Origin of the sequence: Marinobacter bohaiensis (assembly GCF_003258515.1) — a bacterium.
GTDB classification, from domain to species: Bacteria; Pseudomonadota; Gammaproteobacteria; order Pseudomonadales; family Oleiphilaceae; genus Marinobacter_A; species Marinobacter_A bohaiensis.
Genome location: NZ_QGEH01000001.1, coordinates 664,535 through 691,170 on the forward strand (window position 1 = coordinate 664,535; position 26,636 = coordinate 691,170).

At 61.2% G+C, this 26,636-nt stretch carries 28 protein-coding genes; 15 read left to right on the forward strand and 13 right to left on the reverse strand.

The features are described 5' to 3' along the window. Positions 1 to 18: 18 nt before the first annotated feature. Together DKK67_RS02930 and DKK67_RS02935 are read left to right on the forward strand one after the other, a co-directional pair. Positions 19 to 576 (forward strand): NAD(P)H-dependent oxidoreductase, encoded by a 558-nt coding sequence (locus tag DKK67_RS02930; protein WP_111494238.1) that lies wholly within the window; start codon positions 19 to 21, stop codon positions 574 to 576. Between the two features lie 92 nt (positions 577 to 668). Further along, the gene (locus tag DKK67_RS02935; protein WP_111496740.1) at positions 669 to 1,229 is read left to right on the forward strand and encodes a cysteine hydrolase family protein; all 561 of its coding nucleotides are present in this window, start codon (positions 669 to 671) and stop codon (positions 1,227 to 1,229) included. 110 nt (positions 1,230 to 1,339) lie between these two features. Here DKK67_RS02935 and DKK67_RS02940 read toward each other — a convergent pair whose 3' ends face one another. Both DKK67_RS02940 and DKK67_RS02945 read right to left on the reverse strand, forming a co-directional pair. Continuing rightward, positions 1,340 to 2,269, reverse strand: coding sequence for a LysR family transcriptional regulator (locus DKK67_RS02940; protein WP_111494240.1), 930 nt, complete (start codon positions 2,267 to 2,269; stop codon positions 1,340 to 1,342). A 189-nt stretch (positions 2,270 to 2,458) separates the two neighbouring features. Then, complete coding sequence (locus DKK67_RS02945; RefSeq protein ID WP_111494242.1) at positions 2,459 to 2,815, reverse strand: winged helix-turn-helix transcriptional regulator; 357 nt, start codon at positions 2,813 to 2,815, stop codon at positions 2,459 to 2,461. A gap of 152 nt (positions 2,816 to 2,967) precedes the next feature. On the opposite strand from DKK67_RS02945, the gene DKK67_RS02950 reads away from it, so the two are divergent. Beyond that, positions 2,968 to 3,951, forward strand: a complete 984-nt coding sequence (locus DKK67_RS02950) for an NADPH:quinone reductase (protein WP_111494244.1) — start codon at positions 2,968 to 2,970, stop codon at positions 3,949 to 3,951. A 282-nt stretch (positions 3,952 to 4,233) separates the two neighbouring features. Next, positions 4,234 to 4,383, forward strand: coding sequence for a hypothetical protein (locus DKK67_RS02955; RefSeq protein WP_204355714.1), 150 nt, complete (start codon positions 4,234 to 4,236; stop codon positions 4,381 to 4,383). 144 nt (positions 4,384 to 4,527) lie between these two features. Here the strand turns inward: DKK67_RS02955 and DKK67_RS02960 are convergent, their stop codons facing one another. Further along, entirely contained in the window at positions 4,528 to 5,223 is a 696-nt protein-coding gene (locus DKK67_RS02960) for an SDR family NAD(P)-dependent oxidoreductase (RefSeq protein ID WP_111494246.1), read from the reverse strand. A gap of 152 nt (positions 5,224 to 5,375) precedes the next feature. Beyond that, positions 5,376 to 5,813, reverse strand: coding sequence for a hypothetical protein (locus tag DKK67_RS02965; protein WP_204355715.1), 438 nt, complete (start codon positions 5,811 to 5,813; stop codon positions 5,376 to 5,378). 131 nt (positions 5,814 to 5,944) lie between these two features. On the opposite strand from DKK67_RS02965, the gene DKK67_RS02970 reads away from it, so the two are divergent. Next, positions 5,945 to 6,865 (forward strand): AraC family transcriptional regulator, encoded by a 921-nt coding sequence (locus tag DKK67_RS02970; RefSeq protein ID WP_111494248.1) that lies wholly within the window; start codon positions 5,945 to 5,947, stop codon positions 6,863 to 6,865. Between the two features lie 100 nt (positions 6,866 to 6,965). On the opposite strand, the gene DKK67_RS02975 is transcribed toward DKK67_RS02970, so the two are convergent. Together DKK67_RS02975 and DKK67_RS02980 are read right to left on the reverse strand one after the other, a co-directional pair. Beyond that, the gene (locus DKK67_RS02975; protein WP_204355716.1) at positions 6,966 to 7,427 is read right to left on the reverse strand and encodes a GFA family protein; all 462 of its coding nucleotides are present in this window, start codon (positions 7,425 to 7,427) and stop codon (positions 6,966 to 6,968) included. A 136-nt stretch (positions 7,428 to 7,563) separates the two neighbouring features. Continuing rightward, positions 7,564 to 8,502, reverse strand: coding sequence for a LysR family transcriptional regulator (locus DKK67_RS02980; RefSeq protein ID WP_111494252.1), 939 nt, complete (start codon positions 8,500 to 8,502; stop codon positions 7,564 to 7,566). Between the two features lie 143 nt (positions 8,503 to 8,645). Here DKK67_RS02980 and DKK67_RS02985 point away from each other — a divergent pair, with 143 nt between their 5' ends. Then, positions 8,646 to 9,038 carry a RidA family protein gene (locus DKK67_RS02985; RefSeq protein ID WP_111494254.1) on the forward strand — a complete coding sequence of 131 codons (393 nt, stop codon included), beginning with the start codon at positions 8,646 to 8,648 and terminating at the stop codon, positions 9,036 to 9,038. A gap of 187 nt (positions 9,039 to 9,225) precedes the next feature. On the opposite strand, the gene DKK67_RS02990 is transcribed toward DKK67_RS02985, so the two are convergent. Beyond that, complete coding sequence (locus tag DKK67_RS02990; protein WP_111494256.1) at positions 9,226 to 9,510, reverse strand: hypothetical protein; 285 nt, start codon at positions 9,508 to 9,510, stop codon at positions 9,226 to 9,228. A 394-nt stretch (positions 9,511 to 9,904) separates the two neighbouring features. On the opposite strand from DKK67_RS02990, the gene DKK67_RS02995 reads away from it, so the two are divergent. Beyond that, positions 9,905 to 11,191: a PQQ-dependent sugar dehydrogenase gene (locus DKK67_RS02995; RefSeq protein ID WP_111494258.1), complete on the forward strand. Its 1,287-nt coding sequence runs from the start codon at positions 9,905 to 9,907 to the stop codon at positions 11,189 to 11,191. Positions 11,192 to 11,274: 83 nt separating this feature from the next. After that, the gene (locus DKK67_RS21985) at positions 11,275 to 11,562 is read left to right on the forward strand and encodes a c-type cytochrome (RefSeq protein WP_111494260.1); all 288 of its coding nucleotides are present in this window, start codon (positions 11,275 to 11,277) and stop codon (positions 11,560 to 11,562) included. 261 nt (positions 11,563 to 11,823) lie between these two features. Here the strand turns inward: DKK67_RS21985 and DKK67_RS03005 are convergent, their stop codons facing one another. After that, a complete protein-coding gene (locus DKK67_RS03005; RefSeq protein ID WP_111494262.1) occupies positions 11,824 to 12,726 on the reverse strand; it encodes a LysR family transcriptional regulator in 903 nt (300 codons plus the stop codon). Positions 12,727 to 12,824: 98 nt separating this feature from the next. On the opposite strand from DKK67_RS03005, the gene DKK67_RS03010 reads away from it, so the two are divergent. Further along, complete coding sequence (locus DKK67_RS03010; protein ID WP_111494263.1) at positions 12,825 to 13,712, forward strand: aldo/keto reductase family oxidoreductase; 888 nt, start codon at positions 12,825 to 12,827, stop codon at positions 13,710 to 13,712. A gap of 581 nt (positions 13,713 to 14,293) precedes the next feature. Here DKK67_RS03010 and DKK67_RS03015 read toward each other — a convergent pair. Genes DKK67_RS03015 through DKK67_RS03030 form a run of 4 tightly spaced genes read right to left on the reverse strand, consistent with a single transcriptional unit; the run spans position 14,294 to position 18,063 of the window. Further along, positions 14,294 to 15,100 carry an ABC transporter permease gene (locus DKK67_RS03015; RefSeq protein WP_111494264.1) on the reverse strand — a complete coding sequence of 269 codons (807 nt, stop codon included), beginning with the start codon at positions 15,098 to 15,100 and terminating at the stop codon, positions 14,294 to 14,296. 12 nt (positions 15,101 to 15,112) lie between these two features. Further along, positions 15,113 to 15,841, reverse strand: coding sequence for an ABC transporter ATP-binding protein (locus DKK67_RS03020; RefSeq protein WP_111494266.1), 729 nt, complete (start codon positions 15,839 to 15,841; stop codon positions 15,113 to 15,115). Beyond that, the gene (locus tag DKK67_RS03025) at positions 15,838 to 16,842 is read right to left on the reverse strand and encodes a YVTN family beta-propeller repeat protein (RefSeq protein ID WP_111494267.1); all 1,005 of its coding nucleotides are present in this window, start codon (positions 16,840 to 16,842) and stop codon (positions 15,838 to 15,840) included. Before DKK67_RS03025 ends, DKK67_RS03020 begins: the two co-directional genes overlap by 4 nt. Positions 16,843 to 16,878: 36 nt before the next feature. Further along, complete coding sequence (locus DKK67_RS03030; RefSeq protein WP_111494269.1) at positions 16,879 to 18,063, reverse strand: ABC transporter substrate-binding protein; 1,185 nt, start codon at positions 18,061 to 18,063, stop codon at positions 16,879 to 16,881. Between the two features lie 280 nt (positions 18,064 to 18,343). Between DKK67_RS03030 and pedF the strand changes: the two genes are divergently transcribed. From pedF to exaC, 6 genes are all read left to right on the forward strand, one after another. Beyond that, on the forward strand, positions 18,344 to 18,778 hold the full coding sequence (gene pedF / locus DKK67_RS03035) for a cytochrome c-550 PedF (protein ID WP_111494271.1): 435 nt from the start codon (positions 18,344 to 18,346) through the stop codon (positions 18,776 to 18,778). Positions 18,779 to 18,810: 32 nt separating this feature from the next. Further along, entirely contained in the window at positions 18,811 to 19,737 is a 927-nt protein-coding gene (locus DKK67_RS03040; protein WP_111494273.1) for a substrate-binding periplasmic protein, read from the forward strand. A 2-nt stretch (positions 19,738 to 19,739) separates the two neighbouring features. Next, positions 19,740 to 20,507: a quinoprotein dehydrogenase-associated SoxYZ-like carrier gene (locus DKK67_RS03045; protein ID WP_111494275.1), complete on the forward strand. Its 768-nt coding sequence runs from the start codon at positions 19,740 to 19,742 to the stop codon at positions 20,505 to 20,507. Beyond that, positions 20,504 to 21,439 (forward strand): quinoprotein relay system zinc metallohydrolase 1, encoded by a 936-nt coding sequence (locus DKK67_RS03050; protein WP_204355718.1) that lies wholly within the window; start codon positions 20,504 to 20,506, stop codon positions 21,437 to 21,439. The genes DKK67_RS03045 and DKK67_RS03050 overlap by 4 nt, the downstream gene beginning before the upstream one ends. Before the next feature lie 290 nt (positions 21,440 to 21,729). Then, positions 21,730 to 23,502, forward strand: coding sequence for a PQQ-dependent methanol/ethanol family dehydrogenase (locus DKK67_RS03055; RefSeq protein ID WP_111494277.1), 1,773 nt, complete (start codon positions 21,730 to 21,732; stop codon positions 23,500 to 23,502). 249 nt (positions 23,503 to 23,751) lie between these two features. Then, on the forward strand, positions 23,752 to 25,272 hold the full coding sequence (gene exaC, locus DKK67_RS03060) for an acetaldehyde dehydrogenase ExaC (protein WP_111494279.1): 1,521 nt from the start codon (positions 23,752 to 23,754) through the stop codon (positions 25,270 to 25,272). Between the two features lie 536 nt (positions 25,273 to 25,808). Here the strand turns inward: exaC and DKK67_RS03065 are convergent. Further along, positions 25,809 to 26,564, reverse strand: a complete 756-nt coding sequence (locus DKK67_RS03065; protein ID WP_111496743.1) for a FadR/GntR family transcriptional regulator — start codon at positions 26,562 to 26,564, stop codon at positions 25,809 to 25,811. Positions 26,565 to 26,636: the final 72 nt, after the last annotated feature.

The following is a 26,636-nucleotide window of genomic DNA, read 5'->3' on the forward strand; positions in this document are numbered from 1 at the left end:
TTTAACCGGAGTGATCCCATGTCTAAAACACTTGTTCTGGCTTTTCATCCTGATATCGCGCGTTCTCGTGCCAATGCTGGTCTCTTGTCTGCCATTCACGGCATCGACGGTGTTGAAATTGTCGATGTACAGCGCATCTATCCCGGTGGCGATATCGACACTGACGTCGAAGTAAATCGGTTGCTGGCCGCGGACCGGCTTGTTCTGCAATATCCGATGCAGTGGTACGCGACCCCGGCGATATTGCAGGCATGGCTGGATGCTGTGTTAACGCACATGTTCTACATCAGCTACGAGTCGGAGGGACGCAGGCTGCAAGGCCTGCCTGTAATGATCTCGGTAACAGCCGGCAACACGCCAGAGGCCTACCGTAAAAACGGACGTAATATGTTCACCATGCTCGAATTGCTGGCGCCACTTCGAGCCATGGCTCACCGGTGTGGCTTGGCTTGGAGTTCTCCCTTTATCGTATACCGGGCCAACGGGCTGTCTCCACGTGAGCTCAAACACGAGGGAAGCCGCTATGCGCAGCAGTTAAAAAACTGGATTGTGTCGTCTGAGCCCCAGTCGGTTTGAGCGATCGGGGGCGTTAAACGTCGTCTGTCCGGGGCGGTGAATTAAACCCGGTTTGCAGCTCTTCAGGCTGCAAACCAAGATTGGAGAAAAACGTGGATAGTCACCCAGATTCAAACACAGCGCTTCTCTTGATTGATGTCCAGGAAGGTTTTGACGACCCTTCCTGGGGGACAAGGAATAACCCAAATGCGGAAGCCAATATATCTCGCCTGCTTTGTCTCTGGCGGAAGCGCAAGCGTCCCGTGATTCACGTCCAGCACTGCTCTCTGGAAGCGAACTCTCCGTTACGCCCGGATCAGTCCGGAGTGGCCTTCAAGCGGCAGGTCGAGCCTTGCGAGGGCGAAGTGGTCTTTCAGAAGTCTGTGAACAGTGCTTTTATTGGGACGAATCTGGAATCACACCTCAGATCTGAACGCATTGAAAATCTGGTTATTGTTGGTTTGACGACCGATCACTGTGTATCAACAACCACCCGTATGGCCGGAAATCTTGGTTTTAAGGCGTTGCTGGTGTCCGACGCCACAGCAACGTTCAACAGGGTGGGACCGGATGGTCGTGAGTACAGCGCTGAAGAGATTGGCGCCATCCATTTAGCCAGCTTGCACAATGAGTTCTGTAAGGTGGTGACGACGGAGCAGCTGCTGGGTGAGTAACGGAGACCCAATGCGGTTTGCCGTTGTCTGTTGGGGGATCGCTTAACGATCTCCTTCGCTACCGGATCAAGTCCCCGGTGGCTCCTAGCCAGTAATTCATGTCCGCTTTTTCAAGCGTGTTTATAGCCAGGGGCCTGAAGTATTCCTTCAGCTCTAAAGAGACCTTGCAGCGTCTTGATCACATGCTGAACGACTGGATCGCCGTCTCGTCGCGTATGCCAGGCCAAGTGCAGGCTAAAGCCGGGAACCTTGATCGGTGGGTCAAAGATAGCCAGAGATTCAGGGGCGGAGAGGCAATTCACGGGGGCCGTGGCAATCATATCGGATGCTTTTATCAGAGGTTCGACCATCGTGAAGCTGGGGACAACGGCACCAACGTGGCGTGTTTGTCCCTGCTGAGCGAGAATTTCTTCCAGTGACCCACGAACACTGCCTTTTCCTGAAACAACAACGTGCGGCCAGGCCAACCACTTTTCCATGTTGAATGCCTGACTGGCAGGATGCTCGGCACGCATGGCGACCACATAGTCCTGTTGTCCAATAGTTATGCGATGAAACTTTGGCGGTAAGGCGGAGAACGTCGAAATAGCAATATCAGCCTCGCCACTTTCCAGGCGATGAAGGGCATCCTGACTGCCGTGCCAAGGGAGTAACGCGAGGTTTACCAACGGAGCACTGCTGTTCAGCCGGGATAGAAGGCTTGTTATGACAGTCAGGCCTGGCTGATCCGCCATGACCAGGCGCACTGTCTGACGAATCTGGGATAGTTTGATTTCGGGCGCTTCCACAACGGCCGATATCGCAGCTAATGCTTGGGATAGGGGCTCTTGCAGAGATCTGGCCTTGGCGGTCAGTCGCATCTCGCCGGCGACGCGTTCCAGCAATGGGTCATTGAAAATATGTCGGCACCTTTCCAGGGCATTACTGGTGGCAGGTTGCGACAGTGCCAGGCGTCGTGCTGCCCGTGTGACGTGTTGCTCATCGAGCAGAGCATGCAGGACGACCAACAGGTTAAGGTCCAGGGATCGTAGATTGGCCATGTTATTTCCCAGGCTTGTAGGGTGCAGGTCACGATTTACCTGTCAGGCACCGTTGGATTGAATGAATCCACGAAACAGTCATCGTGTCAGAGGTTAACCTGACTCATCGTTGGGCTGGAATGGAGGAGGCCGGACGATGAATGATCGCCAACGTCAGGTGGTGCCCGCGTGCCGGAGTGGAAAGGCCGGTTATTCAGACCCGCTTTCCCGTCCGCTGGCTTGCTGCCAGATGACGTAGCTGTCTCCCCACTCTTTCATTGCCTCAAGTACCGGGGCAAGCGTCAGTCCAATGTCCGTGAGCGAATATTCGACGCGAGGCGGTACTTCCGCAAACACCTCGCGGGAAACGATGCCATGAGTCTCAAGTTCTCGAAGCTGCAACGTCAGCGACCGCTGGCTCACTCCGCCAATGAGCTTGCGAAGCTCACCAAATCGTTTGGTTCCGCTTAACAAGTAGTAAATGATCAGCGGTTTCCATTTGCCACCCGCCACGGCAACCGTCGCTTCCACGGTGCATCGGTATCCTGCTGCTTCCTGTTTTTTCATGTTTGGCTAGCTTCATTAGTATATATATTATCCCTATATAACAGTAATGTGCCTACTTATCAATAAATATGCAGCAGCATAAAATGACTTATAAGCGCGGTTCGTGCCAGGGCCGTGCACATTCATCGCATTGGGAGTAGAAGGAGAATTTTATGAAAGCCGCCTATTATGAGGCTCAGGGCAACGCCCGTGACGTTCTGGTTGTCGGTGAATCATCCATGCCAGAACCAGGTCCGAATGAGGTGCGCATACGGGTTCACGTATCCGGAATAAATCCGACCGATGTTAAGGCGAGAACCGGCTTCTCTGCGGGAATGCCTTACCCGCGGATCATTCCCCATCAGGATGGCGCCGGCGTGATTGACGCGATCGGCGAAGGCGTCTCGTCCGATAGACTGGGTGAGCGGGTTTGGGTCTACGAGGCCCAGTTTGGCCGGTCGATGGGGACGGCGGCCGAGTTCGTCGTAGTGCCTTCCGATCAGGCCGTTCACTTGCCCCATACGACGACTTTTGAGGTTGGGGCCTCGTTGGGGATTCCCGCGCTTACAGCCCACCGTTGTCTGTTTGCCGATGGCAACCTTAAAGACCGCCACGTACTGGTTCACGGCGGTGCCGGGGTCGTCGGAACAGCTGCGATTCAGTTGGCGAAGTGGGCGGGGGCGTGGGTCGCAACAACGGTGATGAGCGATGAGCAGGCTGCTATCGCTGAGGCGAATGGCGCGGATGTGGTCCTCCGCAGACAGTCGGACGATGTTGCGAGCCGGATTATGGACGCAGCGGGAGGGCTGGGCGTTGACCGCATTGTCGATGTCGCTCTGAAGTCCAATCTCGACGTGAACCTCGCCTGCCTGTCCCAAGGTGGTGTTATTAGTGCCTATGCAACAGGGAGTGCGACGGATGAACTTCCTGTCCCATTGCTAAAGGCCATGATGCATGGTTGTGTTTTCCGTTTCGTCTACATCTATAACGTACCCAAGGAGGTTAAGCAGAGCGCGATAGTGGATATCAACGCATGCCTTGAGGCCGGAGCCTACTCGCCGCATATCGGCCTGAGCAATCCTCTGGATGACATTGTCGAGGCTCACGAGGCGTTGGAGTTCTCCAGGGTTATCGGGAAAGTCCTCGTGCGGCCTTGATTCGATGTAGTCGCCCGGACTTGTGTTGTCCGGCGTGATTGCGGTGATCACAGCGGTAAGTGATTCTTTGCCGAAGGCCCCAAGCTGAGGTGTCTCACTTTGCGAGCAGAGTCGGCCAGCCCGCACCTGTTTGGTTTTCGATGATGAGCGGGGGCTATGTCAGCGTCGTGCGTCGTTGAAAGGAAAACCGGGACAGAAATATTTTGCCGGGTTGGCAGTCCAAACCCGAGCACTAGAAGAAATCTGTCCGTTTTCGTGCGATGCCTTGACTCAGGCAGGCTAATGAGGCTCCGGTTTCCGGTCCGCGCGATCGCCGGCAAGCGCCTGGGCACCATCATCGCCGATAACCTCAAGGTGGCACACGCGGAGCCGGACCCCGGGCGCATGGTGGGCAAAGCCGTGCTTGAGGGATTCCAGGTGCTGGTGTTCTGAAATGTTCGAGGCAACCAGGGTAGGGGCGCATTCATTGGATATCGCCACGGTTGTCTCGTCGACTGTTAGAGATCAAGAGCGACCCGGCCGAAAAGGCCGAGACCGATTGGTATGTTTATTTACTCAGACCCCTTTAGATCCCTATCAGACCGTGCTTTCCACCTGCCAGTGAATGGGTACCTCCGCAATCGCGGCGCTGGGCGGTAGCTCAAGTACCAGCCTGACGACCTGCGCTACTTCATCGGGGCGAGTAATGTGGTCGCCATCCAGACCGCCTTCGATGGCCATATCGGTAGCGACCGGGCCCGGGCAGATGGCCGTGGCGCGCACTCGCGTGTCGGCGCTGCATTGGCGAAGACCATGAACAAAGGCCTGGGCGGCGAACTTGCTCATGGCGTAGAGTCCGGAAGCCGCCGATTTCACCCGCTTGCCAGACAACGACGTGATTGTGACCACTTTGCCCTGGGGCGCTTCGATTAAGTGGGGCCAGGCGTGCTGGGTCAGCAGCATCGGTGCCTTGGCGTTCACCGCCATGATGCGGTCGAATTCATCGCCGCTGGCTTCGAGCACGGACGAACGACTTAGAATGCCGGCGTTGTTGACCACTGCATCGATCCGGCCAAAGGCAGATATGGTCGAGTCGACCCAGGCGCGGCCGCTGTCGTCGTCCAGCGCGTCGTAGTGAAAAACACGGCACTGATCGTCATCAGGCGGCGAAGAGGGCGGCGTGCGGCAGCCGAGGCTGACCCGCCAACCGGCGGCGTGCAGAGTGTCGGCGATGACAGCGCCCATGCCGCGGTTGGCGCCACTGATCATGACGACAGGTGCATTCGTGTCCATGCGGGTCTCCAGGCAGGGAATGGACCTGCCATCGTGGACCAGCGATGGTTGCTCGGCAAGTGACCCAGGCAAACGACGGCACGCCCTTCGCGAAGGTGTATCGTTCTCCAGAATGGTGCCCGCCCCGGAGCTTTGCGCTGACCCAGAGTCGACTAAGCGAATACTTCCTTGCCCAATAGTACATCCACGCGATAAACCTGTGCCGGATAGGCGAGGATGACATTCATCCGCTCCACGTCCCGAAAGATATCGCCCCCACCACCATCCACATGGGCCTGACGGCCAGCCAGATCCGGAAAAACCTCAAAAATCCCGAAGGTCGACCGGGAATAACGCACGGCATACCAGGGACCGGTTGCGGGTTCATCCTGCACGCAGTGAAGAATGTCCTCTAACATCCGGACCACATCGGACTCCATGCCGGGGAGCGCTTCGATATGGATATAGAAGGCTTTACGGCCCTCATCGCCGTGGTCTCCGAGAACCTCGACGCCCCGGTGTGGGCGAGCCGGTTGAGCCGGAGACGGATGCGGGATTGGATCCGGGCGACGGGCATTTTTTTGTGTTTCTGAATCTCGGGTGTCTTTCATGGTCTTCCTCCTATGATGAGGTTCCCACTCTAGTGACAGCGACCGGACGCAGGGTGCCTGAAGCTCGTTCTGTTTTGCCTGATTGTCCACTTTCGGTTTACGCCGCTGTGGGTTTGCGGCAAGAATCGGACATGACAACTTCTCTGCTCCAGATCGTTCACAGCTATACCCGAAAGCATGCCGATGGCACTGGCATTGCCATGACATCTGTACCCGGTTTGCACCTGGTGGAGGGCACGTCGCCGACAGAGCTTGAACACGCCATCGTCAAGCCGCTGTTGTGCCTTGTGCTCCAGGGTGCCAAGCGCGTATCGATCGGCGGCCGGGACCATGCATTTACGGCCGGGGATTCGATGATCGTCACCACCAGCGCGCCGACTGTGAGCCGAATCAGCGAAGCGACCATTGCAAAACCTTACCTCGCGGTGGCCTTGGTGCTGGAACCCACGGTGATAGCCGACCTGAACAGGGTAATAGCCACAACCACAACGCGGTCGAAGAACAGCGGTGAATCTCCCGATGCCGATCTTGAGCAGGCCGTGTTTCGACTGGTTAAACTGCTGGATCGGCCTGACTCCCTGGCCGTGCTGCAACACCAATTGGTGCGTGAGATCCATTATTGGCTGCTGATGGGGAAGCATGGGCGGGCGATTGGCGAGTTGGGCCTACCGGACGGCCAGGTCCGACGGATTGGCCGCGCTATCGCTCTTCTGCACCGGGCATATGCCGATCACCTCTCGATTGATCAACTCGCCGCTGAGGCTGGTATGGGGCGATCCGCGTTCCACAGGCATTTCCGAGCCGTTACCTCTGTCACGCCATTGCAGTTCCAGAAACAGCTGCGACTGATCGAGGCGCGGCGACAGATGTTGGAAAAAGGCAAAACGGCAAGCCGGGCGGCCTTTGACGTAGGGTACCAGAGCGTCTCCCAATTCAGCCGGGAATACGCCCGAATGTTTGGACGTCCGCCGGTGAGTGATCGCAATGCCGCCAGCCGTGAGCGTGTAGGGAGTGCCGGGACCACTGACTATTTCGAGACTACTGATTACTGAGGGAGCCGGGACGTGAGCCCCGCTGCTCTCTTGATTTGTCTGGCAGCGTTCCGGGTACGTGTAGTCGCTGTTTGTCGCCGGCTGACCCGTCCTGCTCGCACTAATACCGCCGGATACTCTGCGCGTACTCCCCCGCGAGGCTTTCGAAGGATTCGGGCGGCGGAAATGCCTCAAAACTATGGGTAGCCGGAGTGCTCGTCCAGGGCAATTTCTCGGAGGTGTAGGTTTCGATAAACGGAACGAACCAACTGCAGTCATCCAGCAGGGTCGGGCGGACGTTCACGAAGGGCAGGGCGGCATCGAGCCGGGTGAACATCCAGGTCATGCAATCCGGGCAGAAGAAGTGCCGGGCATCCGGGCCGCGGAGGCCGCCGATGACGGGATCGCCGCGTGTCACGGAAAACGCATCGCGAGGAATGGCCGCCGTCAGCGAGTACGCGCTGGCACTCATCTTCTGGCACCCGGTGCAATGGCAGGCCATGGTCAGGATCGGCGGCGCATCGACACGGATGCCCACCTTGCCGCATCGGCATTCGCCTTCGAGAGGTAGTAAGTGCTCCATCAACGTTGAGCCCTCCTTGTGGGGTAGTGGTTGGGTGGTTATCTGGCCTCGAATCACTCGTGGCTGATCAAAGTTAATGCACTCTGAAAGTTAATGCACCCTGACCCCTTTAATCACCCCGGACGGGAACACCAGATTACTGGTGCCCCGTATCCCGCGCACGGTGTGTCGCAACAGGCGCATGCTCGGCCATCAGGTCGGCGACCCAGTCGATGAACACCCGCAGCTTCGTACTGATGTACCGGTTGGACGGAAACGCCACGTACAGCGTGATCGGGTCCATGTGCCAGCCATCGAATAACCGCACCAGTTCGCCCCGCGAGACGGGGTCCCGGGCCATGTAGTCCGGCAACCACAGTACCCCGAGGCCGGCCACACCGGCGGCCAGGTAGGCGTTGCCGTCGTCGACGGCGACAGCGTGATGCCCCTGGGTTTTGACCACTTCGCCGTCGCGACGCATCACCGAGGGAAAGAAGCCGGTGGAGGTCCAGGTGAACCCCACGGTGTAGTGATCGGGCGTCGCCAGATCCTGCGGGTGTTCAGGCGCCCCGGCGCTTTCCAGATAGCTCGGCGCCGCGTAAACGCCGATCGGCAATTCGCCCACCCGGCGGGCCACCAGCGAGGCCTCGGTGATCTCCCCGCCCCGGACGACGCAGTCCACCCCGTCCTCAATCAGATCCACCACCCGGTCACTGACGCCCAGTTCCAGCTGGATGTCCGGGTACTGCGCACGGAACCCGGGCAGTGCCGGAATCAGGATCAGGCGGGCCAGGGGGCTGGGCACGTCCACGCGCAGCCGGCCCCGGGGCAGCGCCGAGGCGTTGGACAGGCCGGTTTCGGCGTCGTCCAGGTCGGCCAGCAGCTTGACCACCCGGTCGTAATAGGTGGCACCGGCGGCCGTCACGTTCACCTTGCGCGTGGTGCGGTTGAGCAGCTTCACCCGCAGCCGTGCCTCCAGGTACTGCACGTGCTGCGTCACGCTGGTCTTGCTCATGTGGAGCGTGTCCGCGGCCCTGGTAAAGCTGCCCGTTTCCACAACCCGGACAAAGGCCCGCATGGCATTGAGCCGATCCATTGTTCTTCCTGCGTACCACGATTGTTTGTTTTCAGCAAACAGTGTGTGTCGGAAAACGCCGTTTATCCACCCATAGCGGATGGATAAAGTTTTCCCAGGATCTATTCAGGGTCGGGATCGACCCACCACAGGAGCATTTTGACATGACCCAACGTGAAACCATTTACCCGGCCGGTCGGCATGACCTTTACAACAAGCATGGTTATTCAGCCGCGATCAAATCCGGCGATCTGCTGTTCGTCTCCGGGCAGGTCGGCAGCCGCAGCGACGCCTCACCGGAGCCGGACTTCGAAGCCCAGGTCTGTCTCGCTTTCGACAATCTCAAGGCGACCCTGAAAGCGGCGGGATGCGGGTTGGAGGACATCGTCGACCTGACAACCTTCCACACCGATCCGGAAAACCAGTTCGACACAGTCATGGCCGTGAAAGGCGATATTTTTCCGGAAGCACCGTACCCAAACTGGACCGCGCTCGGCGTGAACTGGCTCGCGGGGTTCGACTTCGAGATCAAGGTGATTGCTCGTATTCCTGGGTGAAGCGTGGATCCTGAAGTTGCTTTGGCGGGGTGCCGCTGAGTGGGGAAGTCGGGGGCCGGTGAGGTGGTGTCTGGCTCCGGTTTTTTAAGGGAGCTTTTATCCCTCAGCGGGGTCAGGTCTTGTCTATTGCTACCTGCATTGCCGGGGCAAAACACAAGACCTGCCCGTGAGCCTCATGGACTGTCTGTTAGTGAAGGATGGAAACGCCTTCCTGTTCTGCCACGGTTTGGGCATCCGCTCGCTCAATGATTTTCACAAGAGCCGACAGAATCGCCTCGTCCTCCCGGACATCCTTGCCGCTCACGAAGGTCTGCTTCTGGGGTTCGGCGTTCTCTTCAGCGATAAATGAGATGACGACTTCCGATGCCCGATCCGGCGTTTCTCCAAAGTACTCCAGTGAAATCAACGGGTAGCCATGGAAGCCTTTCTTGACCTGCTTTGCGATACGCTTCTTAGCTTTATCCACATTCATGGTGAGCGCCCGGTGGTGAGGAGGTTGGAAAAGAGCGGACGGCTGCAACGCGTGAACTGAGATAACGGACGGCCGCTCAACCAGTGCCCCATGTGGGACAACGTATCCTATAACGAGAGCGGCGGCTACCGGACCCGCCTCCGTTCGTTTAGCGCCTTTCATTCAACCCATAGCCCGCGCGCGCCTAGCCGCCGGGAGGCTGGCTACACAAACTCTCTGCTGAGAAATTAATGCACTCTGACCCCTTTAATCCAGAAATCAATGCACTCTGCCCCTTTAACCGGAAAGGCCTCCGGGGGGATAAGGGACAGGGTTGACGAATTTTTAACCAGATCTAATCTGTTTATGTGGTGTTTTCCTAAAGCATAAAAACAGCACGGATGGTCCAACAATCATGAAAAAATCCTCCTCCATACGTTATGTGGGTGTCGTGGCAGCCTCGTCGGTGTTGTTCGGTTTGCCGATGAGCCTACAGGCCCAGGCGCCCCAAATCAGCCAGACTGTGTTCATGGAAGGCCTCGAAAACCCCTGGGATATGGCCTTCCTGTCCGATGGAACCATGTTTTTTACTGAAAAGTGTAAAGGCCTCTCGGTCCGACTCCCGGATGGCACGGTCAATAACCTGCTAGGCATGGGAGGCACCGAGGGCTATTCCGTGACCGCCGACGATCTGTTCTGTAACGGACAAGCGGGCATGAATGGTGTGGCTCTCGACCCCAACTTCGACAGCAACAGAACTGTCTTTGTTTATTCCGCCTCCCGTATGGGCGACGATCCTGCAACGAACCGTGTGGTACGACTGTCTGTCAGCGATGATTTTTCCAGTGTCTCTAACCGTACAGACATCGTTGAGAACATTCCGTATAAGCAGGCTCCCACCGATCACCCCTTCGGTGACGCCGGAGCCCATAATGGAGGGCGCATCCGCTTTAATCCGGGTGATGGTTTCCTCTACGTGACCACAGGTGACAACCACAACAGCAGCCTGCCGCAATTCGGAGACAATCTTGGCTCCAAGGTTCTGCGCATTGACCGTGATGGCAAGGCAGCTCCGATGAATGTTGACGCGTTACCTGATGGGTTCGACGCTCGCACTTTCACCTACGGCCACCGCAACGTTCAGGGCATTGCATTTCATCCGCAAACTCATCAGCCAATTATCACCGAGCATGGTCCATGGCATACCGATGAAGTAAATGCCCTGGTGCCCGGTGGAAATAGTGGGTGGGACCCCCGACCTAACATGGCGGGGCGTGATGATTGTCCTGACAACTACTGTGGCTATCAGCCAAACCAGAACGAAGGCATGGACCCTGAAGAAAGAAGGAAATACATGCCGATGACCGATTATGAAACCTACCCGGATGCCATGAGGCCACTGTGGACCAACGACAATTACTCTCAGGGCATCAGCAGTGCGGCTTTCCTGGAGGGTGAGCAGTGGGGTGACTGGAATGGTCGCCTGGTTGTCAGTTTCCTGGGCATTGGCTTTGGTGGTACGCCGGTGGGCCAGCGTATTAACGTCATCGACCTGATGCCATGGGGGCCAACCATCATGGATAACAAAGAGATGCCTCTTTCAGCCGGCCCGGCCCGTTTCCGTAGCTTGGTGATGGGGCCGGACGGTTCTCTCTATGCCGCGGTTGATGAAGGTCAGATTCATCGTTTTACCGCAGAGTAAACGGGCACCCGCACTGCCACGGGGCAGTGCGGGTGCCACAAAATATGTGAGGAAAAACCGTGGTACGTATTGTGACGTGTGCGATGACCATATCGTTGCTCTGCACACCTCTGCAGGCGGCGGACCAAGAGGCAGGCAAAACATTGTATTCGAATAATTGTGCCCAGTGTCACGGCCCCACGGCCAAAGGCATGGCCAGTTTTCCATCCCTTACAGGTCGTGACGCGAACTACCTTAAATCCCGTCTTGAAACCTACAGAGCCGGCGAGAGGGTGGGCGCAAACTCCGCGCTGATGATTCCGAATGCGCGAGATTTGAGTGATGAGGATATAGCTAACCTTTCAGAATTCATTTCCCAGAACTTTGAGTAGGCAACTGGAATGCCCAGGGTCAGGTCTTGCCTTTTGCTATCCGTATGGCAGGGGCAAAACGCAAGACCTGACCCCGAGTCTTGTGCAAGACCTGACCCCGAGTCTTGTGACCCCGAGTCTTGGGACTAGTTCAGTTGATCAAAGTTAATGCGCTCTGACCCTTCTTTTGATTCCAGGCTAAGTGACCGTTTCCTGGGCGACGACGTCGCCCGATTTCCCATTGCCATCCTGGTGCGACATATTTTGAGGCGCACTAGCCGATCAATCACCCTGCGCCTTCACGAAATCGATAAATGCGCGAAGGGGCGCTGGCACGAGACGGTGACCGGGATAGTAGAGGTAAGGCCCGGAAAAACGCTGCCACCAGGGTTCAAGGATCGGCTCGAGGGCGCCGCTCTCGAGGTGCGGTTGCAGCCACTGCTCGAATAACTGGATGACCCCCGTTCCGGCGATCGCTGCCTGTACCGAGAGTTCGACGGCGCTCCCGATGCTTACGGTCAGGGGGCCCCGGGGCTCGATCATCACGGTTTCGCCGTCTCGCTCGAACTCCCAGGGATGCGAGATGCCGGAGCTGAAGCGACCCGTCAGGCAGGGGAGGTCGAGCAAGTCCCGCGGGTGATCCGGTCGACCAACGCGATCCAGGAGTGCCGGGGCGGCGGCGGTTGCGAAGCGCTGGGTGCGCGGTCCTATGGGGACGGCGATCATGTCCTGCTCTAGGCGTTCGTCGTAGCGGATGCCGGCGTCGCACCCTGCGGCAATGACATCGACCACAGTGCTCTCGGCAACGATTTCCAGTTGGATACCCGGATATGCCGCCAGGAAAGACGGTACGATGGCCGGCAATACCAGTCGCGCGGCGCTGACGGGAACGTTTAGCCGCAGTGTTCCGCTGGGTTTGTCCCGGAATTGGTTCAGCGTATCCAGCGCCGTCTCGATCTCGCTCATTGCCGGCCCGAGCCGGGATAGCAGCATTGCACCTGCCTCTGTCGGCACCACACTGCGCGTCGACCGGTTAAAGAGTCGAATACCCAGGGACGACTCCATCCGCCGCACCGCATCGCTCAATCGGGAAGGGCTGCTACCCGTTACCCGCGCTGCCTGCCGAAAGCCGCCCGCCCTTGCCACGGCCACCACAACGCCCAGATCACTCAAGTCGGTCTTCATTGTTCGTATATCCGTACAGCCCGTACTGATTTCGCCCGATTGTCGCACACCTCGCCCCTTTTTAGACTTGTAACAGGTTTATCGGCAGGAGAGTCCTAATGCGTTCTATTCATCGTGAAGCGTCCAATTTGAGTTACAGCAGCGAGTTCAGGCTGGGCGAGCGCCCTGTTAAACGGTTGGGGTACGGCGCCATGCAATTGGCTGGGCCTGGCGTATTCGGTCCGCCGGAAGATCCAGAGGCAGCAAAAGCTGTGCTCCGCGAAGTGACTGCCAATGGCGTGAACCACATCGATACGTCCGACTTCTACGGACCGCACGTCACCAACCGGCTCATTCGCGAGGCACTGCATCCTTACACAGACGATCTGACAATCGTCACCAAGGTGGGCGCGCGCCGCGACGCCGAAGGCCAGTGGCTGCCGGCTTTTTCCCGGGAGGAACTGGTCCAGGCGGTGCACGACAACCTGGAGAACCTTGGCGTCGACACCCTGGACGTGGTCAACCTGCGTGCGATGTTTTCCGCACAAGGGCCGGCCGAGGGATCGCTGGAGGCGCCGTTCACCGTGCTGGCGGAATTGCAGCAGCAGGGATTGATCCGCCACTTGGGACTGAGCAACGTCACGCCGGGGCAGGTGGAAGAAGCGCGCCGCATTGCACCCATCGTCTGTGTGCAGAACCACTACAACCTAGCGCACCGGGATGACGATGGGCTGATCGATACCCTCGCGAGCGAGCAGATCGCCTACGTGCCCTTTTTCCCCTTAGGCGGCTTCTCGCCCCTGCAGTCATCCATTCTCGATGACGTCGCAACAAGCCTGGATGCCAAGCCCATGCAGGTTGCGCTAGCCTGGCTGCTGCGCCGTTCGCCAAACATCCTGCTGATTCCCGGGACCTCATCGGTCGCCCACCTGCGGGAGAACCTGGCGGCTGCAGAACTGACGTTGCCGGAATCAGCCATGGCTGAGCTGGAGCTGGTGGTAATGTGAGCCCAGCCAAACGGATCGGATTCCTGCGGAACGGCTGAGTCACTTTGCGGAGCCGGTCAGGAGAACCCGCGCAACGCGGTCCCTGTCTGCCTTCCTAGGAATGCCCAGGGTTACAGGAATGCCCAGGGTCACAGGAATGCCCAGGGTCAGGTCTTGCCTTTTGCTATCTGTATGGCAGGGGCAAAACGCAAGACCTGACTCCGAGTCTAGACTTTGACTCCGAGTCTAGACTTTCGGATCGCTTCCTTAATGTCCATATCTTCACGCATAACAGTTGTATATGCATCACCATGATCAATGTCCCAGTGACACATATTCCATAACTGATGGTCGGTCCAAAATTAGTCCGCACCCCTTGGTACGTCAACGTTCCCGACAGATAGCTGTGACTGCGCGCCCGAACAAAACGCTCAGGGCGATTGATATTTCCAAAATCACCGGCTCACGTAATCAGCTGTTTCAGAGAGGAAAATCAGAGGAGATGAGCGGCAGGCCAAGATAACGGTCACAGTGATCATTCTTCCAGAAGGGGAGGGCTGACGATTGTCGTTCGAGAAAATGGGTGCGCGGAGTCTGCTCTGTTAACCCGCCGCCCGAGCCCCAACAATCCGCGTCCTCTGAGGCCGAAACCCCGCCGTTGCAATCAACGCCAGCACTCCCGTCACCCCCACCAACACCCCAAACGCCACCGAGTTCCACTGCAAATACAGCGCAAACCGAATCGCCTCAACCGCGTGGGTAAACGGGTTGATCTGGCAGATCCAGTACAGCACCGGGCTGGCGTCCTGCATCTTCCACAGCGGATACAGCGCCGAGGACAAGAAGAACATGGGGAAGATGACGAAGTTCATCACGCCGGCGAAGTTTTCCAGTTGTTTCACCCAGGTGGCGATGATGAGGCCGAGGGCGCCGAGCATGAGGGCGGTGAGCAGCAGGGCGGGGAAGACGGCGAGGTAGCCCAGGGGCGGGGGCTCGACGTCGAAAAAGTAAGCGATAAACAGGAACACGTAGACCTGTCCGATGGACACCACGCCCATGGCCAGCAGTTTGGTAACCAGCAGGAAGGGCCGGGGCAGGGGGCTCATGAGCAGCACGCGCATGCTGCCCAGTTCCCGGTCGTACACCATGGACAGGGCGCCCTGCATGGAGTTGAACAGGATGATCATGCCGCACAGGCCAGGGGCGATGTAGGTCTCGTAGGTGATGTAGGTGGCGTAGGGCGGGATGATGGACACGCCCAGTACGGCCCGGAAGCCGGCGGCGAACACGACGAGCCACAGCAGCGGGCGCACCAGGGCGCTGGCGAAGCGGGTGCGTTGCTGCCAGAAGCGCAGCCATTCGCGCACTTGAATGCCGAGGAAACAATGCCAGTACTGGGCCAGTCTCATATCAACGCGCTCTCATGGTTGGCTGGCGCCGGTGAGCGCCTGAAACGTGTCCGCCAGGGTGGGCTGGCCCTGGGCCTCGCAGATCGCGTCGCCGTGGCCGTCCGCCAGGAGCTGGCCCTGGTGCAGGATGAGGATGCGGTCGTCCCGCTCCACTTCCTCGATCAGGTGGGTGGCCCAGAGCACGGTGAGGCCGTCGTCGTCACACAGCCGGCGCACGTGGGCGTTGAGCGCCTTGCGGCTGGGGATGTCGAGGCCGGCGGTGGGCTCGTCCAGCAGCAGGATGCCGGGGCGGTGCAGCAGGGCGCGGGCGATTTCCACGCGTCGGCGGTGGCCGCCGTTGAGCTGGCGCACGGCGTCGTTGCCGCGTTCGGTCAGCTCGAAGCGGGCCAGTTCCTCGTCGCAGCGTTGGCGGGCGGTTTTACGGGAGAGGCCATGCAGCGCGGCGTGGTACATCAGGTTCTGGCGCACGGTCAGGTCCATGTCCAGCGCATTCTGCTGGAACACCACGCCGATGGCCTGCATGGCGGCGGCGGGCTGCTTGCGCAGGGAGCGGCCGCGCAGCCTGATGTCGCCGGACTGCAGGGCCAGCAGGCGGGTGATCAGGCCGAACAGGGTGGTCTTGCCCGCGCCGTTGGGCCCGAGCATGGCGTGGAAGGCGCCGGGCGTGAGGTCGAAGCTGACCTCGCGTAACACCGGCCGGCGCCCGTACTGGAAACTGACGCGATCCACTTCGATGGTCATGCTTCCGGCGCGTCTCCTTCCGCTTCGGGGGTGACCACCACGCCCCAGGGGTAGCGGCCCACCTTGATGGATTTGACGACCTTGAGGTCGGCCACGTCGATCACCGACACGTCCCCGGTGACGCCGTTGGTGGTCAGCAGCAGGGACTCGTCGGCGCTTAGGTCCATGTGCCAGACGCGCCCGCCCACCAGCAGGTAGTCGAGGATCTCGAAGGTCTGGGCGTCCACCACCGCCACGTGGTTGGCCGGGCCCAGGGCGACGAAAGCGTAGCGGCCGTCACTCGTGAGTTTGACGCCCACCGGCTGCACCTTGTCCGGATGCACGCCGCGAATCTCGAAGGTCAGGGTCTTGAGGATGTCGCGGCTGGCGACGTCCACCACGGTGACGGTGCCGCCGATCTCCGACGAGGCCCACACGCGGCTACCGTTGTCGGTGAACTCCACGTGCCGGGGGCGCTGGTCGACCATGGTGTTGTCGGCCAGCTGCATGGTCTCGGTGTCGATCCAGTGCAGCATGTTGGAGGTCTCGGTGGTGTTGATCGCCCACTTGCCATCCGGGCTGACCGCCATGCCTTCCGGTTCCACGCCCACCTCGATCTGCGCCAGCACTTCCTTGGTCTGCACGTCGACGATGGTGACGATGGCGTCGTCTTCATTGGAGATATAAAGATGGCGGTTGTTGGGATGCAGCGCAAACTGCTCCGGGTCCTCGCCGGAGGGCAGGGTGTCGATGATCTTGCGGGTGGCCAGGTCCAGCACCTGCACCGTGTCGTCGTCGCTGGCGCAGATGTACAGCAGCGTGCGGTCTTTAGACATGAGGATGCCCCGTGGGCGCTGGCCCACGTCGATGGTCTCCACCACTTCCAGGCTGGTCATGTCGATCACCGACAGGGTGTTGTCCTTCTCGTTGGAGACGTAGGCCAGGTCCGCGAGGGCGGCGGGGGCCAGCAAGGCGGCGGTCAGGCCGAGGGTGAGTTCCAGCAGGCGTCGGGTTGGGTTCATGGTGGTGTACCTCTTGTTGTTCGTGTTGGGGCGGTGTTAATCGGCGATCCGGCAGCGGCTTTCGGGCGCGTCGTAGCCGAGGGTGTCCAGTTCGGTGTTGGGGTGCAGGAAGCCTGCCTGCGGCGACAGCGACACCAGCCCGCGCGGGTGCACCAGCAGGATCGGCTGGCGCAGTTGCCCGTTCCAGCGGCGGAAGGTGAGCTTGCGACCCTTGAAGCCGCCGAGCTGGAAGTCGTCGGACAGCAGGTAGCGGCGCAGCTCGCCGGCGCTCGCCTGCTGGGTGCGGATCACGCCCTCGCCGATGGCGCGCACGGCGGCCCAGGCGGCGTAGTCGTCGCTGATCATGGAGCGGCCGGTGAGCGCCTCGAAGCGGCTCTGCAACTGGCCGGCGCCCCAGTTCTCGATGGACCGGTGCCAGGCCTCCGGGCTCATGCCCTGGGTGCCCACCACCGGGCGCGGCAGCCAGGTGTTGAAGGGCACGTACTCGCCGAAATCGCCGCGCTCGTCGGCGACCACCACCACGTCGTAGTCGTCCCCCTGGGTGAAGCGGGGCAGCTCGGCGGAGGCGGTGCGGCGCAGGTCGGCGTCGAAGGTCCAGGGCTTCTCGTCCACGATCTTCAGGCCGAAGCGTTGGGCGGCGCGCTCGAAGGCGGCGGTCCAGGCCCGGTCGGCGTCGGTGGGGCCGGGAATCACGAACACCTCGCGCCACTGGCGTTTGCTCAGCCACTGGCCCAGGGCGTCGGTGAGCATGGCGCGGCTGGGCACGGTGTGCAGCAGGTTGGCGGGGCACTCGGCGGTGCGCAGGGCGTCGTCCCGGGCGCCGGCGTTGAACACCAGGGCGTCGTCGCCGGCGGCGTCGGCCAGCGAGCGCAGCAGGTCGGCGGGCACGTTGAGCACGAACAGCCCGGTGCCGGCGGCGGCCATGTCGGCCAGGGCCTGGCGGGCCGCCTCGGGCGAGTCGGCCACCACGCTGTCCAGGGTGTAGTGCTGGTCCATGAAGCGGCCGGTGGAATTGTTGTCGGCGATGCCCAGTTCCGCGCCGCGCAGGCCGGCGTCGTCGGGGGCGTGCAGGGTGGTGGAGAGCACCGGGCCCGGGTCGGGCTGCCATTCGATGTAGCCAACCCGAACGTCCAGGGCCCAGGCCGATGCAACGGGGCCGGCCAGCAGCAAGGCCAGGATCAGCAGGGAGGTAAGCGGCCGTGTCGGGGTAGTAACGGGCATGCGGGGCTCAATCGATGTTGGGTTTGTTTCCAGAGTAGGTAAGCGCGGCGGGCCGGGAAATATTCGGAAAGTCGCAAATAGGCGGTACGAAGGTCGTAATAACGCTGCGATTTCCGCTTGGACAGACCAAAGCGCGCCGCTCTGATTACGACCAAGGAACTAGGCCAAAGCCCCCAAAGTGGCATTCGGATGGTGTGGCCGGGTTCATAGACTGGAATCAACAAGCCGGCCATCCAAACACAATTCGGGCCGGCGGCATCTGTTGATCGAGGTACGCACTATGGCTCTTTCTTTTCCTTTTACCGGCCGGGCACTCGTCGCGACGGGGCTGATCCTGGGCTCGGCGGTCGCGCTCGGCCACGGCGATGTGACGCCCCAGCCCGTGGACACCGGCCCGCTGCCCGACCTGGGCAAGGACGCCCTGGTGGAGAACCCGTTCCGCGAGGGCAACGAGTACGGCCAGCTCAATGCCGACGCGGTCCGGATCGGCAAGGCCGGCTATGCCGGTAACTGCGCGGTCTGCCACGGCATCGAGGCCATGTCCGGCGGCCTGACCCCGGACCTGCGCGAGCTGACCGAGTGGGATGACGAGTACTTCATCGGCCGGGTCATGAACGGCACCGAGCGCGGCATGCCGTCGTTCAAGTCCAACCTGGACCAGACCGCCATCTGGGCAATCAAGACCTACATCGAATCCGTGCCGCAGCCTGAGTGACGGGCATCGGCCGGGCAGCGTAAGGAGGGCGTATGGTCTGGGCGCGCATCGCGATTGCCGTGGTTGTTTGCGGGGTGGCCCTGGTCGCCCGGGCGGAATCCCCCATTGCCCAGGCGCCGGAGCGGACCTACGACAAGGTGATCGAGTCCGGCTATCTGCGGGTGGGCGTGTACGAGAATTTCCCGCCGTATTCTTACCGGCAGGACGGCGAGCCCGCCGGCGTGGACGTGGACCTGGGGCGGCGCATCGCCGAGGCGCTGGGCGTCGAGTTCCAGGTGCACTGGATCATTCCCGACGAAACCCTGGAAGACGACCTGCGCAACAACGTCTGGAAGGGCCACTACCTGGCCAAGCGCCGCATCGCCGACGTCATGCTGCGGGTGCCGTACGACACCGACTACGCCTATATGACCGAATCCACCGGGGAAATGGTCAACGAGGGCGTGGTGATGTTCGGCCCCTACCAGAAGGAGACGTGGCAGATCGCCTACGACCCGGACGACCTGGAGGGCGGCGTGCCCACGGTGGCGGTGTTCCAGTACAACCCCATCGGTGTGGAAATTGACAGCCTGCCGGACTTCTACCTCACCTCCGCCTTTGGCGGGCGCATGCGCGACCAGACCCAGCACTACCGCAACGTGGGCGCGGCCTTTGACGCCATGGTGGCCGAGGAGGTGACGGCGATCATGGGCATGCGGGGGGAAGTGGACTTCCTGCTGGCCACCGATCCCGACCACCGCTTCGCCTTGGCGGAGAACGGCTTTCCCGGCATTGCCCGGCAGCAGTGGGACATCGGCATGGCGGTGCGCCACACCCACCGGCAGCTCAAGTACGCCATCGAGGCGATCGTCGACCGCATGGTGCGCAATGGCGAGATCGCGGCGATCTACGAGCGCTACGGCCTGCGCTACAGCCAGCCGGCCTACTACGACGCCATCCTCGGCGACAGCGGAGGTTAGGCATGCGCGGCGGGATCTGTTTTCTGGCTTTGGTGATGCCCGCCCTGGCGGCGGCCTATCCCGACGATCCCTACCGGTCGCCCATGTGGGACTACAACCTGGACCGCTACCTGGGGGAAGGAGCCGAGGTGGTGCTGGACGAGCGGATCGACCTCAAGGTGCCGCCGTTCGCCGAGGACTCCGCCCAGGTGCCGCTGACGGTGGATCTGTCCGCCTTCGACCGGCCGGTGCAGACCGTCATCACCTGGGTCGATCTCAACCCCATTCCGCATCTGTTCACCGTCGAGCCGAATACGCGGGTGAGCGTGGTGTCCCTCAACTTCCGGGTGCAGCAGGCCACGACGGTGCGCGCGGCGGTGCAGGATAGCGACGGCGTCTGGCACGTCGGCAGCGCCCACGTGGATGCCGCCGGTGGGGGCTGTACGGCGCCCAGCGTGGCGTCGGCCAACCCGGACTGGGAGGCGACCTTCGGCGAGATCCGCGGCGGCGCCTTCTCGCCGGCGGACCGGTCGCGGCTGAAGGTGTCCGTCCGGCATCCGATGGATTCGGGCATGGTGGGCAATATTCCCGCCTTCCACATCGAGCGGCTGGAACTGCGGGCCGGGCGGGGCGAGGCCAACCTGCTCACCATGACCCTGTCCGAATCCGCCGCCGAGAATCCGGTGTTCGTGTTCGAACTGCCCGACGCGCCGCCGGTGTACGACGTCTGGATGCGCGACAACAACGGCAATCAGTTCGAACGCATCGTGGACAATGGAGGGGCGCGATGATCCGCCTGCTGGAGAGCCTCCTGCTGCTGTTGCTGGCTGCGCCGACGAACGCCGACTTGCGCTATCAACTGACGCCCCGGCAGATCGCACCGGACACCTGGCTGGTGGAAGGCGCCACGGAGAATTTCTCCCGCGCGAACGGCGGCGACATCGTCAACACGGCGTTTGTCGTTACGGACGCCGGGGTGGTGGTGATCGACACCGGCCCGTCGCTGCAGTACGGCGATGCCCTGCACGACGCCATTCGCGCGATCACCGACCAGCCGGTTGTCGAGGTGTGGCTGACCCATCATCACCCGGACCACACGTTCGGCAACCAGGCGTTCCCGGAAAGGGCGCTGGCGGCCTTGCCGGAGACGACGGAGATGCTGGCCGAGCAGGGCGACGCCTTCGCCGACAATATGTATCGGCTGGTGGGCGATTGGATGCGAGGCACCGAGGTGACCCTGCCCACCCGGGCGCTGGAGCCCGGTCCGCTGACCGTGGGCCATCACGACTTCCGGCTGTACCGGTTCACCGGCCACACCGGCGCCGATCTGGTGATTCTCGATGAGACCACCGGCACGCTGTTTGCCGGCGATATGGTGTTCTTCAAGCGTGCGCTGACCACACCCCAGACGCCCGGGCTCACGGTCTGGCAGGACGAGCTGGACCGGCTGGCGGCCATCCCGTTCAGGCAACTGGTACCCGGGCACGGGCCGCCCGTCTCCGACCACCGCGCGTTCGACCAGATGCACGCCTACATTGACTGGCTCGACGACCTGCTCCGCGACAGCGCCGCCCAGGGCCGAACGGCCAATGAGGTCATGACCACGCCGGTTCCCGAGCGTTTTGCCGACGTGGACGAGGCCGCCTACGAGCTGATCCGCACGACGACGCACCTGTATCCCCGCTATGAGCAGGCGGCGTTGCGTCTGTTGCCGGGGGAGTAGCTAAAGCGGTGTCCTGTGGTCCGCCCTGATTCCGCAGGACACCCGTTGAGGCGGGGGCCCGTCACGTTATACCCGGCTATCATCGTCGGGCTTTTTTGCTCAGAGCTGCCGACTACATTGGGACCGCTTACCCAAGAGGCGTTCAGCCGGGTCTTACTACCAAGTGATGAGACAACCGGCACTGCCGGTCAATTGTTGCTCTGTACCTCGCAACCAAGAATGTGGAAAGAGGCGGGAAACGATCCCGGTTCGCCGCAGAAACTGACAACAAGAGACTTGGAGAGCGCAACATGAATGCAACACGACTGGGGAAACGGTTTGCGGCCAGTGCGCTGGCCCTGGCGGTTTCCATGAGCGCCTACGCGGTTAACGACGACGATATTCTCAACGATCAGGACACCGTCGATGACGTGGTGACCTACGGTATGGGCGTCCAGGGCCAGCGCTTCAGCCCGATGAACGACCTCAACACCGACAACGTCAAATCCCTGCAGCCCGTCTGGGCTTTCTCCTTCGGCGGCGAGAAGCAGCGCGGCCAGGAATCCCAGCCGCTGGTGAAGGACGGCGTGATGTACGTGTCCGCGTCCTATTCCCGCGTCTACGCCATCGACGTCACCAACGGCGAGGAACTCTGGCAGTACGACGCGCGCCTGCCCGACGGCATCATGCCCTGCTGTGACGTTGTCAACCGGGGCGTGGCCCTGTACGGCGACAAGGTCATCTTCGGCACCCTGGACGCCAAGCTGGTGGCCCTCAACAAGGACACCGGCAAGGTCCAGTGGATCAAGAAAGTGGCCGACTACCAGGCCGGCTACGCCATCACCGCCGCGCCGATTGTGGTCAAAGGCAAGGTGATCACCGGCGTTTCCGGCGGTGAATTCGGCATCGTCGGCAAGGTGGAAGCCTACGACGCCAACACCGGCGAAATCGTCTGGACGCGCCCGACCGTGGAAGGCCACATGGGCTACGTCTACGAGGACGGCAAGAAGGTCGAGGCGGGTATCTCCGGCGGCGAAGCCGGCCAGACCTGGCCCGGCGACATGTGGAAGAACGGCGGCGCCGCCACTTGGCTGGGCGGCACCTACGATCCTGAGACCGACAGCCTGTTCTTCGGCACCGGTAACCCCGCCCCGTGGAACTCCCATCTGCGCCCCGGCGATAACCTGTTCTCTTCCTCCCGTCTGGCCATCGACCCGGACGACGGCCGCATCAAGTGGCATTTCCAGACCACCCCGCACGACGGCTGGGACTACGATGGCGTCAACGAGCTGATTTCCTTCGACCTGAACGAGAATGGCGAGACCGTCAAAGCCGCCGCCACGGCGGATCGCAACGGTTTCATGTACGTACTGAACCGGGAGAGCGGCGAGTTCATCCGTGGCTTCCCGTTCGTGGACAAGATCACCTGGGCTGAGGGGCTGGACGACAACGGCCGGCCGATCTTCACTGACGGTGGCCGCCCGGGTAACCCGGCAGACATGAGCGGCGACAAGGGCGATGTGGTGGTGGCCCAGCCGGCCTTCCTGGGCGGCAAGAACTGGATGCCCATGGCCTACAACCCGGAGACCGAGTTGTTCTACGTGCCCTCCAACGAGTGGTCCATGGACATCTGGAACGAGCCGGTGTCCTACAAGAAGGGCGCGGCCTATCTGGGCGCGGGCTTCACCATCAAGCCGGCGAACGAGGATTACATCGGCGTACTGCGGGCGATGGACCCCAAAACCGGCGAGGAAGTCTGGCGCTACGAGAACACCGCGCCGCTGTGGGGCGGGGTGATGACCACCGCCGGCAACCTGGTGTTCACCGGCACGCCGGAAGGCTACCTGAAGGCGTTCGACGCCCGGACCGGCGAGGAGCTGTACCGCTTCAACACCGGCACGGGCATCGTCGGTACGCCGATCACCTGGAAGATGGGCGGTGAGCAGTACGTTTCGATCAGCACCGGCTGGGGCGGTGCGGTGCCGCTCTGGGGCGGTGAAGTGGCCAAGGTGGTGAAAGATTTCAATCAGGGCGGAACTGTTTGGACCTTCAAGCTGCCTAACGGCAACGTCGCCAGCCGTTGAGTGTCGGCAACGACCCGGAAAGGGCCGCGCGGCGGCCCTTTTCCGTTTCTGAAATCCATTCTTGGAACAGGTCGCTCGGCGCTTGCGTAACGGTGGTTTTTCACCTACTACCAAATGACGAGACGGACGCATCGAAGGGACCATTTTTAAGCCAACAGGTGGTCGCTAGAGTGAAATCGTAAAGGCAGTTACCGCGCCCGTCGCGGTCCAATAACGCCGTCGCGGTCAATAACAAGAGAGGTCACTATCATGATTTACGCACAACCCGGCAAGGAAGGCTCCGTCGTCTCCTTCAAACCCCGCTATGAAAACTACATCGGTGGCGAATGGGTCGCCCCGGTGAAAGGTCAGTACTTCGACAACATCACCCCGATTACCGGCGATGTGATCTGTGAAATCCCGCGCTCCACCGCCGAAGACGTCGACGTCGCGCTGGACGCCGCCCACAAGGCCGCGCCGGCCTGGGGCCAGACCTCCGCCACCGAGCGCTCCAACATCCTGCTGAAGATCGCCGATCGCATCGAGCAGAACCTGGAGCTGCTGGCCGTGGCCGAGACCTGGGACAACGGCAAGGCGGTGCGCGAGACCCTGAACGCCGACATCCCGCTGGCGGTGGACCATTTCCGCTACTTCGCCGGCTGCATCCGCGCCCAGGAAGGCCATCTGGGTGAGATCGACGGCAACACCATCGCCTACCACTTCCACGAGCCGCTGGGTGTGGTGGGGCAGATCATTCCCTGGAATTTCCCGATCCTGATGGCCGCCTGGAAGCTCGCGCCGTGCCTGGCCGCCGGCAACTGCACCGTGCTCAAGCCGGCCGAGCAGACCCCGGCGTCCATCCTGCTGGTCATGGAGCTGATCGGTGACCTGCTGCCCCCGGGCGTGATCAACATCGTCAACGGTTACGGCAGCGAAGCCGGCCAGGCCCTGGCCAGCAGCAAGCGTATTGCCAAGATCGCCTTCACCGGCTCCACCCCGGTGGGCTCGCACATCATGAAGTGCGCCGCCGAGAACATCATCCCGTCCACCGTGGAGCTGGGCGGCAAGTCCCCCAACATCTACTTCTCCGACATCATGCAGGGCGAACCGGAGTTCATCGACAAGTGTGTCGAGGGCCTGGTGCTGGCGTTCTTCAACCAGGGCGAAGTCTGCACCTGCCCGTCCCGGGCGCTGGTGCAGGAGGACATCTACGACGAGTTCATGGCCAAGGTGGTCGAGCGCACCAAGACCATCAAGCGCGGCAACCCGCTGGACACCGACGTGCAGGTGGGCGCCCAGGCCAGTAAGGAACAGTTCGACAAGATCATGTCCTACCTGGAAATCGGCAAGCAGGAAGGCGCCGAAGTGCTGACCGGTGGCGGCAAGGAAGAGCTGGATATGGAGTTCAACAACGGCTTCTACATCCAGCCGACCCTGTTCAAGGGCGACAACAAGATGCGCGTCTTCCAGGAAGAGATCTTCGGCCCGGTGGTGGGTGTCACCACCTTCAAGGACGAAGCCGAAGCCCTGGCCATCGCCAACGACACCGAGTTTGGTCTCGGCGCCGGCGTCTGGACCCGCGACACAAACCGCCAGTACCGCATGGGCCGCGCCATCCAGGCCGGTCGGGTGTGGATGAACTGCTATCACGCCTATCCGGCGCACGCCGCCTTCGGCGGTTACAAGAAATCCGGTGTCGGCCGCGAGACCCACAAGCTGGCGCTCGAACACTATCAGCAGACCAAGAACATGCTGATCAGTTACGACACCAACCCGCTGGGCTTCTTCTGAGGCCCGGCAAGCCCCGAATCTGGCTGAGAAGTCAGTAGACGAGGCGAGGTGACACAGGGACGTGTCGGCCCTGACGCCCGGAAGAGTCGCCGGGCGATGTCAGGTTGCGTCTGTGTCCTCCTGCCATTTTAGCGGCCCCTCCGGGCCGCTTTTTTGTGGGTGTCGAAAAGTGCTGTCGCCGGAGGTATCCCGGAAAATGTAGCCGAAGCTTCAGCTTCGGAGCAGGGGCCAACCTGCCGGTACACCTCGGGAATTGAGGGAATCAGGGCGCCTGACGGCGCCTCCGAAGCTGAAGCGTCGGCTACGTGCCCGAGTTGACGGCTAACTGCGCGTCTCCCTGTCGTTCTTTGCGGTCCCTGCAGGCTGCTTTTCAAGGGTGCTGTAGCCGAAGGTATCCCGGAAAATGTAGCCGAAGCTTCAGCTTCGGAGCAGGCGTCAGCCTGCCGATACACCCGGGGAATTGAGGGAATCAGGGCGCCTGACGGCGCCTCCGAAGCTGAAACGTCGGCTACACGAGCGTGCCAACGCCTCGGTCCCTACGATTCCTGAAACTTCGCATACATGTGCCAGGCCCGGTTGAGGTGCTGGTGCATCATGGTTCGCGCGGCTTCGCCATCGCGGGCGAGGATGGCGTCGAGAATGGCCGCGTGCTCATCCTCGACGCGGCTCAGGTACTTGTCGGTGGCCGAGGTGTTGATCTCGATGCTCATCAGCTTGGCTCGGGGAATAACGCTCTGGCTGAGCTGCTCGTAGAGCGACTTGAAAAACGGGTTGTGGGTCGCGGAAGCGATGGCGTGGTGGAACTCGTAGTCCTCGGTGCGCGCCTGGGAATGCTCGGCGCGGGCCCGGATGAAGGCTTCGTGCCTGTCGCGCAGGATGCGCCGGTCCTCGTCATTATGACGCAACGCCGCCAGCTCGGCGGCGGCCGGTTCCAGGTTCAGGCGCAATTCGAGCACATGCAGGATGTCCTCCACGGTGGTCGGGCAGATCCGGTTGGCAGGCATGGCCTCGAGGGCGGTATTGCGCAACACGGTAGTGCCCACGCCCCGCCGCGTGGCAACCAGCCCCAGTGACTTGAGGTGGGTTATCGCCTCGCGGATGACCGTCCGGCTGACCCCGAAGGAGTCGCACAGCCCGCTTTCCGTGGGCAGCTTCTCGCCGACGGGGATCTCGCCGTTGACGATCAGCGCTTCCAACTGGTCCGCCACGTGTATCGATAGGCTGCCTGGTCGCGAGACGCTTTGTACGTTCAGCGCCCACAAGCCATTTGTCACGTCACTCTTGCCTGTCATATCGGACTCCACCAAGCCACGGTGCGATGTGCATTCAGCTCATTCCCGGGTATCGGCGAGGTCCGCCGATCG

Coding starts and splice junctions, on each gene's coding strand:
- DKK67_RS02930 (WP_111494238.1), top strand. CDS start 19: ATGTCTAAAACACTTGTTCTGGCTTTTCATCCTGATATCGCGCGTTCT.
- DKK67_RS02940 (WP_111494240.1), bottom strand. CDS start 2,269: ATGGCCAATCTACGATCCCTGGACCTTAACCTGTTGGTCGTCCTGCAT.
- DKK67_RS02945 (WP_111494242.1), bottom strand. CDS start 2,815: ATGAAAAAACAGGAAGCAGCAGGATACCGATGCACCGTGGAAGCGACG.
- DKK67_RS02950 (WP_111494244.1), top strand. CDS start 2,968: ATGAAAGCCGCCTATTATGAGGCTCAGGGCAACGCCCGTGACGTTCTG.
- DKK67_RS02955 (WP_204355714.1), top strand. CDS start 4,234: ATGAGGCTCCGGTTTCCGGTCCGCGCGATCGCCGGCAAGCGCCTGGGC.
- DKK67_RS02960 (WP_111494246.1), bottom strand. CDS start 5,223: ATGGACACGAATGCACCTGTCGTCATGATCAGTGGCGCCAACCGCGGC.
- DKK67_RS02965 (WP_204355715.1), bottom strand. CDS start 5,813: ATGAAAGACACCCGAGATTCAGAAACACAAAAAAATGCCCGTCGCCCG.
- DKK67_RS02970 (WP_111494248.1), top strand. CDS start 5,945: ATGACAACTTCTCTGCTCCAGATCGTTCACAGCTATACCCGAAAGCAT.
- DKK67_RS02975 (WP_204355716.1), bottom strand. CDS start 7,427: ATGGAGCACTTACTACCTCTCGAAGGCGAATGCCGATGCGGCAAGGTG.
- DKK67_RS02980 (WP_111494252.1), bottom strand. CDS start 8,502: ATGGATCGGCTCAATGCCATGCGGGCCTTTGTCCGGGTTGTGGAAACG.
- DKK67_RS02985 (WP_111494254.1), top strand. CDS start 8,646: ATGACCCAACGTGAAACCATTTACCCGGCCGGTCGGCATGACCTTTAC.
- DKK67_RS02990 (WP_111494256.1), bottom strand. CDS start 9,510: ATGAATGTGGATAAAGCTAAGAAGCGTATCGCAAAGCAGGTCAAGAAA.
- DKK67_RS02995 (WP_111494258.1), top strand. CDS start 9,905: ATGAAAAAATCCTCCTCCATACGTTATGTGGGTGTCGTGGCAGCCTCG.
- DKK67_RS21985 (WP_111494260.1), top strand. CDS start 11,275: ATGACCATATCGTTGCTCTGCACACCTCTGCAGGCGGCGGACCAAGAG.
- DKK67_RS03005 (WP_111494262.1), bottom strand. CDS start 12,726: ATGAAGACCGACTTGAGTGATCTGGGCGTTGTGGTGGCCGTGGCAAGG.
- DKK67_RS03010 (WP_111494263.1), top strand. CDS start 12,825: ATGCGTTCTATTCATCGTGAAGCGTCCAATTTGAGTTACAGCAGCGAG.
- DKK67_RS03015 (WP_111494264.1), bottom strand. CDS start 15,100: ATGAGACTGGCCCAGTACTGGCATTGTTTCCTCGGCATTCAAGTGCGC.
- DKK67_RS03020 (WP_111494266.1), bottom strand. CDS start 15,841: ATGACCATCGAAGTGGATCGCGTCAGTTTCCAGTACGGGCGCCGGCCG.
- DKK67_RS03025 (WP_111494267.1), bottom strand. CDS start 16,842: ATGAACCCAACCCGACGCCTGCTGGAACTCACCCTCGGCCTGACCGCC.
- DKK67_RS03030 (WP_111494269.1), bottom strand. CDS start 18,063: ATGCCCGTTACTACCCCGACACGGCCGCTTACCTCCCTGCTGATCCTG.
- pedF (WP_111494271.1), top strand. CDS start 18,344: ATGGCTCTTTCTTTTCCTTTTACCGGCCGGGCACTCGTCGCGACGGGG.
- DKK67_RS03040 (WP_111494273.1), top strand. CDS start 18,811: ATGGTCTGGGCGCGCATCGCGATTGCCGTGGTTGTTTGCGGGGTGGCC.
- DKK67_RS03045 (WP_111494275.1), top strand. CDS start 19,740: ATGCGCGGCGGGATCTGTTTTCTGGCTTTGGTGATGCCCGCCCTGGCG.
- DKK67_RS03050 (WP_204355718.1), top strand. CDS start 20,504: ATGATCCGCCTGCTGGAGAGCCTCCTGCTGCTGTTGCTGGCTGCGCCG.
- DKK67_RS03055 (WP_111494277.1), top strand. CDS start 21,730: ATGAATGCAACACGACTGGGGAAACGGTTTGCGGCCAGTGCGCTGGCC.
- exaC (WP_111494279.1), top strand. CDS start 23,752: ATGATTTACGCACAACCCGGCAAGGAAGGCTCCGTCGTCTCCTTCAAA.
- DKK67_RS03065 (WP_111496743.1), bottom strand. CDS start 26,564: ATGACAGGCAAGAGTGACGTGACAAATGGCTTGTGGGCGCTGAACGTA.